Here is a 15,091-nt window from a genome sequence, read left to right as displayed (position 1 = left end):
CATATCCTCATTCATCGCATCCCTCGCCTCAGTCGTAGGATTCATACTTCTTTTGGCAATCGGACTTAACATGATAAGGGAAAGCCTTAAGAATGATGATGAGGAGCTTGCTGATAACTTTTCATTTAAGGAAGTGACCCTTCTGGCGATAGCAACAAGCATAGACGCCTTTGCAGTCGGTATCACAATAGCTCTCATTAAAGATCCGCTATGGATATCAGCAGCAATAATTGGAATAGTCGCATTTGCATTCAGCATTGTTGGAATATTCATCGGAAAAAAGATAGGTGACTATGTTGGCAACAGGTTCCAAATCCTAGGTGGTGTCATCCTTATTTTAATCGGATTTAAAATTCTTTTAGGATTTTAAGTTATTTTTTTAAAAAAAAAGAGATTGATTTCAATCGTTAACAACGATTGAAATAATTTTAAGTTTCAGCGTCTGTTGTATCTGTTTCTGTACCGGAGCACCCTGACGACATGGTATGCGATAAATGCAATCACCACAATGACAATCAATATGACTGAATACAGCACCATATTGAAGATTATGTCATTCGCTGGGGAGCCGGAAGCTGTTTCGTTCTTCTCGAATGTGACGTTTCCAAGATACTTGTAGCTAGGCGCAATCGGAATGTCTCCGGCCTGAGTGACGTTTCCTAAAAAGTTCACGTTATCCACAAGACCTGCTGTGCCCATTCCCCAAACGGCACCGTCGTCATTGGAGAGGTAAACCTTGGTGACGTTGCCTGTGTCGTTTTCACAGGTGAACACGAATGTTGTGACGTCCCTTCTGGTAAGTCCGAAACCGTCTGACTGCTCAAGGCTTATCATGCTTGAAACCTTATCGGAGGTATTTGCATCAAGGCTGCCTGTTCTAATGAAACCGTCCTTGTTAGGTACAGAAATGTATTCGTTGTTGTTCAGCTTTCCGGTAAAGTAATTGTTTGCTGTTGCAACACCATAATCACCGTTAGGAGCTTTGATGAGCATGTGCCCCAATCCGTAGGCCGCCTTGATTTGTGAAACTTCACTCAAAAGGCTTTCAGGGATAGTGCCGGTGTTGTTTTCAAGAGCCTTGCCGGTAATGTTTTCGATTCTTTCGTTGTCGACCCCATCATCTATTCCACCGTAACCGATGGTCCATCCATCGCTGGTTATGATGACTTGGCAGAAATATCCGTTGGTTGTCTTGTACTGTCTTATGGCATCCTTTCCGTGCCAGTTGATCTTTTCGATATATATGTCTGCCGCTGAATCAGAGTCTCTTCTGAATGCCATGATACTGTTGTTTCCATCCTGCTGGAGGGCAATGGAACAGCATCCAATCATATCAGATTCATTGTAATTTGCCAGAATGCTTTCAAGATCATAAGCATTTTGGGTTTGTGATGCGCTTACTGTTATAAGACAGCAGAACAGCACCATCATAGTGAATATTAATATAATCTTTTTAAAATCCATAAAATCCTCTTTATTTAATAATTTCTAATAAAATAGATAACATTTTGTTATGTTATTATATTTGTATCGATTTACTATTTATATCTATTCTAAGATTTAAATAATGAGCAGATAAAATTTCACATATCCTTCTTTTTTTGATGACATTAGGTTAAAATTGTTTTTTTCGAATTTGGGGCAAAAGTTGTCCCATCGTGTAAAATTGCTTTGAGCATGTAAAATTGTTCCCATTTAAAACCTCTTATTTTAAATAAAATGGGTTACTAATAGGTTATTCAAGAAATGGCGGAAGTCGTTTCTTTTATTGGAAAAAATAATATTCCAAAGTCCGGTAAAAAAAGTTGTTTGAAGACAATTTTCCAATTTTCTTAAAAACAGACAGGCCGGCGGTTATTGGTATTTGCTTGTTAAAGGCCTCTGTATCAATTTATGAGGTTAGAGAAAAATGCTATTGGAATTAATACTCAAAATAAATATCGATCTTGGATTGATATTTGTGATGGCTTTGTATATGTGCAGTCGAACTAAATAATAAGCAAACAGGTAATGAATCAATGATGGATGGGATGTTTAGAGAGTTATACTCTCGCCGTCTGTTTTTACCCGTCCTAGATTCATTACCCCCTTTTATCAAAACAGTCGTTTTAATAAAATTAATAATAGTTATATTTTAATAACTTATAAAGTTTTTCATTAAATGAGGTGATTTAGATGCAATACACACAAAAAGAGAGTCATATATCAAAGGAGGATTACTTTGTAGTGTTCGACAAAAACAAAAATGTAAAATTTGGAATAGCATCACTTAAAGAAAAGCAAAAAATTGAAAATGCCTATCCCAATCAGTATCGCTTTGAGGAGTTTGATTTCGATGAGGATTTAATTAACCTAAAAAATCTGGAAGAAAATCAAAAATACGCCAACGGATTAACATTTGAGCGAAAAATGCTTTTGATTTCAATAGCCATTTTGGTGATATTAATTCTGGCAGGGTTAATCTGGCCTGAAAAGTATTCGTTTATATATCTTTCAGTTAATTCGACACTTTAGGGGATGTAAATATTTCAAAAAGGCAGATTTCAAAAATATTTCCAGGAACCGCATATTACGGGCGGAAGTTTCATAAGTGGAAAAACAAGTTGTTTGAAAGATATGACCGCTGCGCAGCCTGCGGCTCTAAAAAGAATCTGGGTCCGCATCACATTATCCCATGCCATTCTCATGACAAAATATTCTATGATGTAGATAACGGTGCAATACTCTGCGCTCCATGCCATGACAGATACCACGGGAACTACTTTCCGATAAACAGGGAAACGTTTGAGGAATTCTGCCAAAACAAGAAACAGACCAATTTTCAAAGGAAAAAGTTTGCACTGAGAAAGAAAAAGAAGAAAAATAATGTCAAATATTCCCTTAAGGAGTATGAGCCGCATCCGAACTACTCTAAAATCAGAATCAATGACTTCACCAAAAAGCCTGAAGAAGCTAAGAAGACCAAAAAGAAACGTAAAAGAAGAAAAAGAAAATCAAAAAGATTGAATCCGATATATCTGACAGGAAACCTTGGAACAGATTACTGGCAATATCTTGATAAGATGCAGCTTGAAATGGAAGTATTGGGGGATTATCAATGAAAAAACAGATTATTCATGTACTGGAAGAGATAGAAGAAATTGAAGGAATTGAAATATTATACGCATGCGAAGCCGGAAGCAGGGTGTGGGGATTTGCTAATGAGAAATCAGATTATGACGTTCGTTTCATATACAAAAACGTTAATGTGAGCGATTACCTGTCACTTAAGGATACGCAGGACGTTATTGAATACAGCGGTGATGATATAGATCTTGTCGGTTGGGACATCAAAAAGGCATTGGAGCTTCACTATAAGAACAATCCGAGTCTGAGGGAATGGCTGATTTCAAATCAGGTTTACATTGACCGGGGAATTGCTGAAATCTTTAAGGATTTGGGCGATTTTGATAAGGATGTTCTTAAAAATTATTACTTAAGCATGGCCAAAAGCCACTGGAAACGCTACTGCGGCCTTAAATACCAGGACAGCAAGGTCAAAAAGTATCTCTATGTGATAAGATGCATTCTCTCATGGAATATCCTTGATGATGGAATCTATCCTCCACTGTCAATTCAGGAGCTTCTCGACCATGAGCATGCAAAAATTTCAGAGGATAACAAGCTCGCTGTCATTAATCTTGTTGATTATTTGAAATATTCAGCAGACATCAGCGAGAATACAAATTTCAAGCTGAACAACTATATCCTGAGCTCATTTGCAGCAATGAGAAATTCCAAATCCCATTGCATTAAAGATTTTGATTCCTATGATGCAAGGTTCAGGGAATTGCTCCTGATTGTGAGGTGATAATGTGCTTGATTTTGCAAAGATTGCCGAGATGACATTTCTCGTAATGGAGATGGAACAGGTTCTTGTTTTTGATGGCGGAATCTTTGTCGATAAGTATAATTTCGCTGAGTTTGTATCATTTCACTTCGATACGTGAGCATTTCACATTACCATTCAGCATTAAGTTAGAGAAACTCACTTACTTAAACCATTCCATATATATGTAGCAGTTAACTTAGGTCAGTTTTGAAAATCCTGGATGGTAATGTCAATCCCGAAATTTATTAATTTTCATAATTTTTCTAAAATTTAATAAATCTTATAAAATTCAGGGATTGTGAGAGTGTGATTTCATCAGCATTAATTCAAAACTACCTATATTATAATATGCTATGATGTTAATGATGATAATGTAGTAAATAAGTTCAATTTGTGCTTATTTTTCAAATCAAAAGCAGTAAATGGATTATTTTTAGTGAAATTCCTGTTAGTGTAATATTATGTAAGTCGGCATAGTATTTCCGGTTATAATCCTTATTTATGTATTAATATATATTATAGTAGTAATGGTGATTATAGGCATTTAACTATATTATCTATAATTACTATTAATACCTATTTACATATTATATGTATTGTATTAATTATAGTATTAGTGTTTATATCTGTATTTCTGTATGTATGAAAAGTATATATTTACCATATTTCTGTATATACAGAAAGTAGTATTAATACATATTTTACCACTAATACTCAAGTAATATTAAGAAAATGCTATAAATCACTAGCTCCATATATATCAAGCTAGTGATATTGACCATTTTCTTCAAATTTGCTCTTTTTTATTAAATTTCATGAAATTTAATAATATTTACGTCTGTAATTAATGAATCTAATAATTATAAAAATTAATATTCCTGCTATTGCAACAAAGACTATAATTTTTATTATTGAAAAGATGCCTGAAAACAAATCACCGTCCTCACCAAAGGTAAATGAGCCGATCTGCTTGTAGGCAGGAGCGATTGGAATGTCAGAACCGCTTGTTAAGTTGTCATTGACATATATGTTATCGATAAAAACAGTATTGTTCACGCCAACATAAGCTCCATCTTCATTAGAAACGTAAATGTCAGTTTTATTCTGATTATCATCTACTGAAAAGTCATATACGACTATTTCACGTCTTCCTTCACCATATAAATCAGTTCTGGATAAGTTGTTCATTACTTCAATCTTATCTCCTGAACCGAGAGTCACGTTGCCTGATCTTGATAGTGAATAATTGTTTGGAAGTGAAATGTATTGTCCAGGCTCCAATTTACCGGTCTTGACTTTATCAACAGTAGCAAAGCCGTAGTTTCCATTAGGTGCCTTGATGATGAAATGACCTCTGCCGAAAGGTTTCTTAATGCTTTGAATCTTCTCCAATTCAGCAGTGGAGATGCTTCCATCAGGTGTTATCATTTCTGCAGAGATATTTTCCACCAATTCATTATCCGGACCGTCATCGATTCCACCCTGGCCTATTACCCAACCGTCACTGGTTATGATTACATGACAAAAATAGCCGTTTGAGGTCTTGTATTGCTTGATGGCCTTATGTCCATGCCAGTCGACATTTTCTATGTGAATGTCTGCATCCAGATTGGAATCACGCCTATGGGACATCAGAGTATTGCTTCCGTCCTCCTGAAGAACAATTGAACAGCAGCCGAAGTCAGATTCATTGGCATTTGGAGCTAAAAATCCAATATCATCAAGATTTGATGCTGAATATGCTCCAAACAATGAAACTACACCTATGAACATAATCAATATTAAAATTTTCTTATTCAACTTCATATGATTGAATATTTGATTAATATAGTATTTAAATTGATTTATTTTTAAATGAAACTGTTAGACCTCATATTATTGATTTTTAACTTTTGTTTCATTTGTTCACGGTCAATATGGATATATTTGTCAGTTGTTTGTGAATTTGAATGTCCTGCTATTGACTGCACTTCAGCAACAGTAAGTATTTCTGCATAATGGGAGAGTGCAGTGTGCCTTAAAATGTGAACACTGACGTTTTTGGAGTAATTTACCGGACAGTCGATTCCTTCAGTCGCTATTCTCATGTCGCACTCACGTGCATGTTTTTTGATTAGGTCCTGAACTGCACGCTTTCCTATGCGCTGGCCTTTTATATTGGTGAAGAGTTCCTCACGGGTCTTTTCTTCATCAGCCTTTTTTCTTTGAAGCACTGGCCTGTAGACGTCATGTACGTTCTTTCTCTGTTTGGTGATGCGGTCATACATCATGGCATTTAGACTGTCAAGAGTATCGTATGTAATGAAGGTTGTTCTGTCCTTAAGCTCTCCTTTTGTGGTTTCTGCACGCAAATTGATGTCTATGTATTCGTTGGTGTCTTTTGGCATTATATAAAAACCGTTTTCATCAATTGGAACCTGTATGTCATTTTTGTTCAGTAGCACAAGTTCCTTGAGCCTCATTCCAGAGTCGATGAATGTCCTGCAAATGGCATAATCCCTTTTGTTTCCGCTTTGTTCGATTGTATCCAGGAAAAAATCGCTTTGCTGCCATGTAAGGCTTATCTTTTCAATTCTTTTCTTGGCGGTTTCAGGATCTTCTGCCTTGACTTCGATGATATCCTTCATTTTGATTGGATCATGCTGGATTTCTTCCTGAACGTCTTCAGAGTTGATGAATTCCAGAATGTTCATCATGTATGTCTTGACGGTTGTCCTTTTGTTTCCGCGCTGCTTAAGGCAATGTCTACGATAGTGACGGAGTTGCTTTTTGACATTGTCGCTGTTAAGTTCATCTATTCCTTCTGATTCCAGATATTCTATAAATTTTGAAATGTTAAATGTCTGTTTCTTGATGGTTTCCTGAGTTAAGTTTTTTACCTCTTGCTTTTCTTCCAAATATTCGTCTAGATAGTCAGATAGCTCATCTACTTCAATCATAAGCATTTCCCCTCTGCATTATCTATACCTAAACCCTTGTTATACTATTGAATTTTTTAGTATATAAAGACTTCGTATCTTTTCTTTTTTAACGTATATTATTACATAAAATATACGTTTCCTTTATATATAAAATTTGGTCAATTTGGAGTTTTTCGCGGAAATGTTGTAATTGAAGTAACACATATACATCAAGTGGTTTCAAAATGGTGATTTCACAAGATTTTGGTTTTGTAATAAGAAATTATGAAAAAAGTATTAACTAATTCTGAAAAAATTGTGAGCGGCTTTTCAAAGTTGAATCAGTCATTATTTCAGATCAATAATAATAATATTTTTTGATTATGTAATGGTTTTTGATTACATATGGAATATAATATTTTTTGATTACATTTGAAAAAATATTCAGAACTATACTTTTAATATATTTTATCGTTAACAATACTATTTTCAATCAATATCGTATAATAGTCCCATATTGACTAATATTTTCAATCATACTAGTTATATATAAAGACTACTACTTTCAAACATACTAGTTATTATTAATTCAGCATTAAGACTTAAATCTGAATAGAAAATTGAATATTAAAATAAAAACACCACAATCCTGGTCTTTCAATGTCTAAGTTAAAATATCTGAAGGATAATTTGAAGATACAGGTTAAGTATCATCATTTATCATTGGATTGTATGTTTCATTTCAATCGGGAAAATTAGCTTATATCCTGTTCCTTTATCAAGCTTTAGAAGGGTGATTTTACCTCCCAGCTGTCCGGTCAGGCTTTTGATTATTTCGCATCCAAGATTTTTGGTTAATTGGTTAGCATCATCAAATCCGACGCCATTGTCCTTAATAATAAGTTCAGCAGTATTCCTGTCGATTCTTCTTATTGTCTTTGTAATCTTGTTGTTGGAACTCTTATCCGGGAATGCATGCTTAACCGCATTTATGGTGATTTCATCAATAATCAGAAGCAGTGGTGTGAGTACTTCAAGTGTGAGGTTCAAATCATCATCGACTTGGGTTTCAAACTCGATAGGTTTTGGAAAATCAACCACATTTCTTGTGCGTCTGTCGTGGTCAATGAGGTAATCCTTTAGGTTTATGTTTCTGAAATCCTCAGAGCGGTATGTCTTTTCGTGAAGCAATGCAAGTGAAGTCAGACGTGTCTGCATATGTTCAATAATCGTATTTGGATCATTTCTATAAGCCCTTTTTTCAAGGTTTAAAAAGCTGTTTAGAATCTGCAGGTTGTTCTTTACCCTGTGATGAACTTCCTTAATCAGAACCAGCCTGTGGTCATTGGATAGAGTTAGCGTTTCCTGTTTTTGCATTTCTTCTGTGCTGTCTGTCAGAAATCCTATGCTGTGCATGGTGTTTCCATATTTGAAGCGTTCGATATACAAATCGACAATCTTAATGTTTTTGGGATCTCCGTTTACACGGTAATGGAATGTTTCATCAAGCTGGTCCAATTCACCGTTGACTAATCTTTTAATCCTCTGGGCAGTTTCCTTCTCGACAATATCATTTAAAACAGCTGATGAATGGACATATTCCCCATAATCCTTTTCAATGAGATAATAGAATCCTTTTGAGAACTTATACTGTTTTTTATTCAATGGCTCAATCAATAATGCAATCTTCTTGCTGTTTTTAAAGCCATCCAACAGGAAATCGACAGGTTTGTCTGTACTTGGAAATGGAGTAATGTCGATTATCATTCCCTGGCGGATGATGATGCCGCTTTCATCAAAATAAGAATAGACATTAACGTTTATAGTTTTCAAAACACCGTCAGCAGTCTTGATTCTGATGATTTCATCGCACTGGGCGGTTTCCTTGTTGGTAATGTCAAAAATCTTATTGACAATGTGCTGGTCTTCATCAATCGCCAAATCAAAGACTATGTTGTAATAGTCATCGGATTCCACTTTTGCACGGTTGATGATGTTGAATATTCCCTGAGACCAGATATATTTTCCATTGATTTTATAATATGTTCCAGTCTGTGAAATGTTTTCAATCAGGTTGTTTTTGTATTCATCATAGTTGCGGTATTCCATATCAGCACGATTGCTGATTTTGGCATCGATATTGTTGGAAACTATAAAAATTCTTCCCTGCTCATAGATTATTTTGACGTTGCTGAGTTTTGAAAGCTTTTTGCCGTTGTAGTAAGCAAATCTTAACTTTTTGACTTTGTGGGTTTTGTAGACCTCCATTAAATCATCATGAAGGAGGTCATAAAATGATGGGGACAGTTTGCTTAAAAGCCTTCCTTTCGCATCATCTGGAGATCCACCATATTTGTCGAGGGCGAATTGTGCAACGCTTTGAATGATGAAATCATTTCCTTCATCATTTGGAATAATGGAGTGGATTTCCACTGGAATATTGCTTATCAGTCCCTTGAGGGGAACATCTCCAATGTCAAACTCCTTGGGAGCAGGTTTGTAAAAGTCATTTTTTCTTGCATTGAAAATTCGGATTTCCTCAATTCCTTCAAAACGTCTGTATTGCCTTTCTACCCTCATTGCTACACCAAATTATATAAATTCAAATAAATATATTAAACTATTTATTATTAATCATATTTGAATATTAGGTATAATAGTCAATGAATTTAAGTATTGCATCGGCAGTTTGGTTCTGCTGGCTTTCTGCAGTTATGGTTGCATTGCCGTCACCTGATTGGTTTCCGTAATTTCCGAATTGCGCATGGTTTCCGCCATTGATAATAACTTCTGTGAAATTGTCTTTTACCATTGATTTGGCTTCCATGTAACCTGTCAGATTGATGACTCCGTCATTTGTTCCTCTGATTGACAAGACTGGCACATGCAACTCATTAGGCATATGGCCTGAGAGATATATCAGACCGGTAATGTTCTTGTCTGTGCCGTTTACATATGCTCCCGCCATGGCTCCTCCCAGTGAATGGCCTGCTAAGAAGTAATGATTGTAGCTTGAATTATCTATGATTGTATCTGCACTGTTTCTTCCAAGAAATGCTAGGTTGAATGGCATTTCAACCAGATAGCAGTCAACGCCCTGACTGGCCACATCCATGAAGAGCGGAAGATATGATGTGTATTCCACTTTTGCTCCCGGATAGAATATGATGGCGGAGTCGTTTCCATTACCATCCAAAAAGAGTCCGTTGCTTACCCTGCTGACGTTGACGTCATCGGTTCCGTTCAGATAATCTGTTGCAGTCGTTTCGGCATGATAATAAAATTGGGAATATACGTAAAAACCGCCAAAGAAGAATATGAGAAATAAAACGACTGCCACTATGATTGCTTTCTTGATTTTCGGATCCATGATTTTACCTGTTAAATTTTAAAATAGTCTTCAAGTAAACTAATTTTTGTATAATATTTATGTCATCTTTATATATAAATAATTTCGTTTTAATTTCATGGATAGGAAAAAACTGAATAATACCTTAAAACCTTTATATACCTTAAAAAATAAAAATAAGATAAGATATAATGAAAAGAATAGTTAAAATTTTATTAGCGATATTCATTTTACTGATTGTTTTTGCAGGAATAACAACTTATTATCATCATGGAGAACAAGATGACACTCCCGTTCTTGATGAATATACTGAAATTATAGGAAAAAACTCTAACGGTACAGTATACAAGATTACCTGCGGCAACAATTCATCAACTGATACTGCAATAGTGATATTGGGCGTTCACAGCCTTGAAAGCGGAATTCACAATGCTACAAATGAGACAATAATGAAGTTTACCAAAGACAACAGCTTAAACAGAAAATACATCGTATACTTCATCAAGCTAAATTTCAAGGACAGCCGAATGAACATCAGCGATTATAACACCAACAGACACATGGGAGAGCTTCTCGCACATGAATATGTAGTTCCGGACATTGAAAACTACGACCCGTATCTCGTCATTGACGTTCATGAAATGGAAAGCTACTGGGAAGAGCAGGAATATGTAGGAGTCATTGACAACAAGTCCGATCTTGAAAACGAGTATGCATTCAGGATAAGCAACAACCTAAGCTATCCAATATTCACAATCAATGCAGGAACATCACCTGAATGGGTGACAATACCTATTGAGAAAAAGGACCACACAGTAATTCTCTTTGAAACCCCTCAAAAGGACAGCCAAAAGAAGAAAATGCAGACTGCAAATGACCTTGTCAGGACAATTGACTCATTACCAATTTATTGATTTTGTGAATGAATCTCCATTTTTTTCTTCTTTTTTTAATTTTTTTACAATTTCATATTGAAAAAATGCACTTTCACACTAATGAATGAGACATCTTTTTTTAAAAAGCAAAACCACAGCCTTTTAGATAGTTTAATAACTGTTGAACTAAATACATATTAATGATTAATATATGAGGTTGTTAATGTGAAAGTTTATAGGATATTAATGGTGGCCATCATGCTGGCAATCCTGACGGTCGGTGCTGTAAGCGCAGCGGACAATGCAACTCAGGATACGGTTTCGGCCAGTGATTCGGATGGCGATTTAGAAGGAATACATTTAAATGAAGATGATTTTTATATGAACGCAGATGAAAACGAAACATTATCCAATATGGGGCAAGAACTGCTGGAAGCAACAGACAGCGGCAGTGCAGAGTATGGCAATGCAACATCATATGATGGCAAATATTATCTCTTCCGTGGAGATTGCTGGACAATAGTAAATAATTTCGAAGCTAGTGCTGCAATTACAAGCGAATCATACAATGATTTGACAGTTACAGGTACATTCCGTACTACAAACGACCTCATTGGAATGTACTGGTACTCAAAGGACATACTTGAACATCCATACATCAGTTACGGGGAACGCAGCGATTATACTGATGTGGTATTGGAATTTGACTATAATATGACTGGATGTAAGGATTTCTTGAACTGTTCCTTTACAATAGAATCAAATGCAGGTGAAACATATTATCTTGAGATTAACAGATTCATTAAAAACAACCATGTAACCCTGAATTTCAATAACTTAACACTACCTGTCAATTCCACTTTCTATAGGAATGGCCAGGCAGTAAAAGTATCAACTGAAACAAAAATAGATGTATCTGACTTGAAATTAATTTTGTTTACAATAATACCAACTAGTTACAATGGTGCAAATTACACTATCATTGAAAACACCGATTTCAGATGCAAAATATCCAACATTACCGTGACCAATGGTGAAATATGCGATGAACAACCTCAATTAGCACCTCATCAATATCGCATCTGTGAAGGATATGACGACTCATATAACATTAATCCATACAGGCTTGCAAAAGAAATGAGAAAATTAGGTTATGCTGAATGGGTTGACCTGTACATTGGAGCATCATATTATTATGAAAAAAGCGGAATTGTCGGTGATGTGATTACTGAAATGGGCTTTAACCATAACAGAACTGAAATGATGGTCCTGAATAAAACCGTTCCTTTAAACAAAGCATTTATGGCATGGTTGGATTGCTATTCACGTGAATTAAAAAATAATGGCGTTGAAAATCTCATCATAAGTGTTTCCATGGAGAATCTCCAATCCCCTAAAACTTGGAGGCAAGCTTTTACTAATGGAGAGTTTGCAATGACTACTTGGCAACCTTCAACATTTTTATTTACTCCATGTAATGATGAAGTTGTTTCATATATGCAAAATGTAAGCGAATCATGTTTGGATATTGTTGTAGCAAACGGTATGAGACCTATCCTACAGATGGGTGAGACTTGGTGGTGGTGGGATGATAAACCTTATTTCTATGACGAATTTACTCAAGCCAAATATAGGGCAGAACATGATGGAGTCAGTATGCCTTATATGACTTATAAATATTATAATAAAACTGCTATAAGTTGGTTAAATCAGCAATTGGTGAAATATAGTGATGCTTTACATGATGTTGTTAAAAGCAGCAAATATGCTGACGGATTATATATGGTATTATTCTATCTGCCAAGTGTTATTGATACAGGCACTGTTCCACAAATGATAATTGACGTTAATTACTTAAAAGATGCATATACACCTGACAAACTCGACATACTTCAGATTGAGGATTACGATTGGGTAATCTGGAGCAATGCCCAACATAGCCAAGCATATACCATAGGTCAGGAATTAGGATTCAATGAAGACAAATTACATTATTTCGGCGGTTTTGTTGAATATAAAGATCATGCTGAAAGATTATGGCCATTGATTGAAAAGGCAATGGACGATGCAATCGAAAAGAACTTTAGTGAAGTATATGTATGGGCAGGTTCACAGGTCAGAAGGGATGCTAAAATCATCGGATATGACGAATATGCAATATTAAAAAATATTAAGTTGACCGGTCAGGCAGGTATTGTCTCACCAATAATAAAAGCTCCTGAATTTGCAAGCAACGAAGAAAACTTCACAATCAAAATACTCACAGACGAGTGGATTAACGGCGCTTTCAAGGTATACGAATATCATGACGGCGCAAAAGGAAACCTTATTGCTTCAAGCGACATAATAAACGGTTCTTCATCAGTGATGCTTTCAAACACCAATATCGGATTGAACAAGTATTATCTCGAATTCAACTATACTGACGGAGGATACCACCTTATTTATGAAGTATACGTTATCGAAAACTCACAAAACATCACAGCAAACGTTTCTGCTGAAGTGGAAACCGGATCTGATGCTAACATCACATTCACCGCTCCGGCAAGCTCACAAGCATACGTGAACATTTCCGTTGATGAAAACGCACCAATCTCCTATTTGGTTGAAAATGGAAAAATGAGCACTACCATTGCAAACCTCTCAGACGGAGACCATACAGTTTTAGTGACATACAACAACGGACAGTATGTCGATAAAAAATTGATTGGAGAAGTATACTACAAAACATTTACAGTTAAAGTCGGAACCAAGACAGACATTGAAACTTCAGACGTGAATAAAACCTACAATTCAAGTGATGTTTTACATATAACTTTAAAGGATTCAAACGGCACTGCTCTTGAAGGCAAAAACGTTTCAATTGTTTTAAACGGCACTGAACATATTGTTGAAACTGATAAGAACGGACAGGCCAATCTGACAATCGATTTGCTTCCGGGCAACTACACTGCAGAAATAGCATATGTCGGGGATGACGTTTATTTATCCGCACACGCCAGCGCCAAAGTCATTGTAAATAAGATTGTAACCGAATTGACTTCAAATGACATCACTGTAACTTATGGTGATGAATCAATATTGTTCATTACATTAACCGACAATAACGGCACTGCTTTAATCGGCAAGGACATTATCATTTCCTTGGACGGTGAAAATCACACAGTAACAACTGATAATGACGGTAAAGCCAATCTGACTGTCGATTCACTTCCGGGCAACTACACTGCAGAAATATCATATGCAGGAGACCTTGTTTATGTGCCATCAACTTACATCTCAAACATTGAAATCGATAAGATCATAACCAATTTGACCACTTCTGATGTCAGCTTCATTTACGATGAGCCTGTTGATTTGATTGTGACATTGAATGACGAGAGAGGAAATGCATTAACAGGAAAAGAGGTACTGATTACCTTAGATGGAGTCAATCATACTGTAACCATTAACAATGACAGCAAAGCTAACTTAACTCTTGACGTTCTTCCTGGAAACTACACAGCTGAAATATTCTATTTGGGAGATAACGTTTATGTGGAATCATCTGCAGTAGCAAACATAACTATTGATAAAGTCACAACCAATCTGACCACTGCAGACGTAAGCTACATCTACGATGAACCAACAGATTTGATCATAACATTAAATGACCGCAAAGGAAATGCCCTAAATGGTACAGATGTATTAATCAGATTAGACGGTAAAAACCACACCGTAACCACTGACAATGACGGTAAAGCAACATTAACAATCGACTCTTTACCTGGAAACTACACAGCAGAAATATCCTACGCAGGAGACAAAGTTTACGTTGAATCATCAGCCGTTTCAAACATTGAAATCGGTAAAGTAGTAACCAATTTGACAACTTCAGACATCAGCTACATCTACGATGAACCAACAGATTTAATAATAACATTAAAAGACCGCAAAGGAAACGCAATGAAATCAACCAACGTATCAATAGCATTGGATGGTAAAAAACACACCGTAACCACTGACAATGACGGTAAAGCAACATTAACAATCGACTCCCTGCCTGGAAACTACACAGCAGAAATATCCTACGCAGGAGACAAAGTTTACGTTGAAT

The 15,091-nt window shown here is 35.9% G+C and carries 12 protein-coding genes; 7 read left to right on the top strand and 5 right to left on the bottom strand.

The genetic code is table 11. The annotated features are described in order from the left end of the window. A partial coding sequence (locus Q0W26_RS08930) for a manganese efflux pump MntP family protein (RefSeq protein ID WP_298524118.1) occupies positions 1–370 on the top strand: 370 nt, incomplete at its 5' end. Positions 371–435: 65 nt separating this feature from the next. Here the strand turns inward: Q0W26_RS08930 and Q0W26_RS08925 are convergent. Further along, entirely contained in the window at positions 436–1,464 is a 1,029-nt protein-coding gene (locus Q0W26_RS08925; protein ID WP_298524116.1) for a hypothetical protein, read from the bottom strand. 711 nt (positions 1,465–2,175) lie between these two features. On the opposite strand from Q0W26_RS08925, the gene Q0W26_RS08920 reads away from it, so the two are divergent. The 4 genes from Q0W26_RS08920 (at position 2,176) to Q0W26_RS08905 (ending at position 3,989) form a co-directional block, all read left to right on the top strand. Further along, positions 2,176–2,514, top strand: coding sequence for a hypothetical protein (locus Q0W26_RS08920; RefSeq protein ID WP_298524113.1), 339 nt, complete (start codon positions 2,176–2,178; stop codon positions 2,512–2,514). Positions 2,515–2,603: 89 nt separating this feature from the next. Beyond that, complete coding sequence (locus Q0W26_RS08915; protein ID WP_298524110.1) at positions 2,604–3,101, top strand: HNH endonuclease signature motif containing protein; 498 nt, start codon at positions 2,604–2,606, stop codon at positions 3,099–3,101. Continuing rightward, a complete protein-coding gene (locus Q0W26_RS08910) occupies positions 3,098–3,850 on the top strand; it encodes a DNA polymerase beta superfamily protein (protein WP_298524107.1) in 753 nt (250 codons plus the stop codon). The genes Q0W26_RS08915 and Q0W26_RS08910 overlap by 4 nt, the downstream gene beginning before the upstream one ends. Before the next feature lie 4 nt (positions 3,851–3,854). Beyond that, the gene (locus tag Q0W26_RS08905; protein ID WP_298524105.1) at positions 3,855–3,989 is read left to right on the top strand and encodes a hypothetical protein; all 135 of its coding nucleotides are present in this window, start codon (positions 3,855–3,857) and stop codon (positions 3,987–3,989) included. A 704-nt stretch (positions 3,990–4,693) separates the two neighbouring features. Here the strand turns inward: Q0W26_RS08905 and Q0W26_RS08900 are convergent. The 4 genes from Q0W26_RS08900 to Q0W26_RS08885 form a co-directional block, all read right to left on the bottom strand. Next, positions 4,694–5,644, bottom strand: a complete 951-nt coding sequence (locus Q0W26_RS08900; protein ID WP_298524102.1) for a hypothetical protein — start codon at positions 5,642–5,644, stop codon at positions 4,694–4,696. A 77-nt stretch (positions 5,645–5,721) separates the two neighbouring features. Continuing rightward, on the bottom strand, positions 5,722–6,810 hold the full coding sequence (locus Q0W26_RS08895; RefSeq protein WP_298524099.1) for a tyrosine-type recombinase/integrase: 1,089 nt from the start codon (positions 6,808–6,810) through the stop codon (positions 5,722–5,724). A 681-nt stretch (positions 6,811–7,491) separates the two neighbouring features. Then, the gene (locus tag Q0W26_RS08890; RefSeq protein WP_298524097.1) at positions 7,492–9,351 is read right to left on the bottom strand and encodes a sensor histidine kinase; all 1,860 of its coding nucleotides are present in this window, start codon (positions 9,349–9,351) and stop codon (positions 7,492–7,494) included. Between the two features lie 67 nt (positions 9,352–9,418). Further along, complete coding sequence (locus tag Q0W26_RS08885; RefSeq protein WP_298524094.1) at positions 9,419–10,141, bottom strand: alpha/beta hydrolase; 723 nt, start codon at positions 10,139–10,141, stop codon at positions 9,419–9,421. A 170-nt stretch (positions 10,142–10,311) separates the two neighbouring features. Here Q0W26_RS08885 and Q0W26_RS08880 point away from each other — a divergent pair, with 170 nt between their 5' ends. Together Q0W26_RS08880 and Q0W26_RS08875 are read left to right on the top strand one after the other, a co-directional pair. After that, positions 10,312–11,034, top strand: a complete 723-nt coding sequence (locus Q0W26_RS08880; protein ID WP_298524090.1) for a hypothetical protein — start codon at positions 10,312–10,314, stop codon at positions 11,032–11,034. A 186-nt stretch (positions 11,035–11,220) separates the two neighbouring features. After that, positions 11,221–15,091: collagen binding domain-containing protein (locus Q0W26_RS08875; RefSeq protein WP_298524087.1), on the top strand; the 3,871-nt coding region annotated here is incomplete at its 3' end.

Origin of the sequence: uncultured Methanobrevibacter sp., assembly GCF_947169325.1 — an archaeon.
Taxonomy (GTDB): domain Archaea; phylum Methanobacteriota; class Methanobacteria; order Methanobacteriales; family Methanobacteriaceae; genus Methanocatella.
Note: the sequence above shows the minus strand (reverse complement) of the source record. Positions and strands in the feature narration are given on the sequence as shown.

Excerpts from the sequence above, each read along its gene's own strand:
- Q0W26_RS08925 (WP_298524116.1), bottom strand. The coding sequence starts at position 1,464 with ATGGATTTTAAAAAGATTATATTAATATTCACTATGATGGTGCTGTTC.
- Q0W26_RS08920 (WP_298524113.1), top strand. The coding sequence starts at position 2,176 with ATGCAATACACACAAAAAGAGAGTCATATATCAAAGGAGGATTACTTT.
- Q0W26_RS08910 (WP_298524107.1), top strand. The coding sequence starts at position 3,098 with ATGAAAAAACAGATTATTCATGTACTGGAAGAGATAGAAGAAATTGAA.
- Q0W26_RS08900 (WP_298524102.1), bottom strand. The coding sequence starts at position 5,644 with ATGTTCATAGGTGTAGTTTCATTGTTTGGAGCATATTCAGCATCAAAT.
- Q0W26_RS08895 (WP_298524099.1), bottom strand. The coding sequence starts at position 6,810 with ATGATTGAAGTAGATGAGCTATCTGACTATCTAGACGAATATTTGGAA.
- Q0W26_RS08890 (WP_298524097.1), bottom strand. The coding sequence starts at position 9,351 with ATGAGGGTAGAAAGGCAATACAGACGTTTTGAAGGAATTGAGGAAATC.
- Q0W26_RS08885 (WP_298524094.1), bottom strand. The coding sequence starts at position 10,141 with ATGGATCCGAAAATCAAGAAAGCAATCATAGTGGCAGTCGTTTTATTT.
- Q0W26_RS08880 (WP_298524090.1), top strand. The coding sequence starts at position 10,312 with ATGAAAAGAATAGTTAAAATTTTATTAGCGATATTCATTTTACTGATT.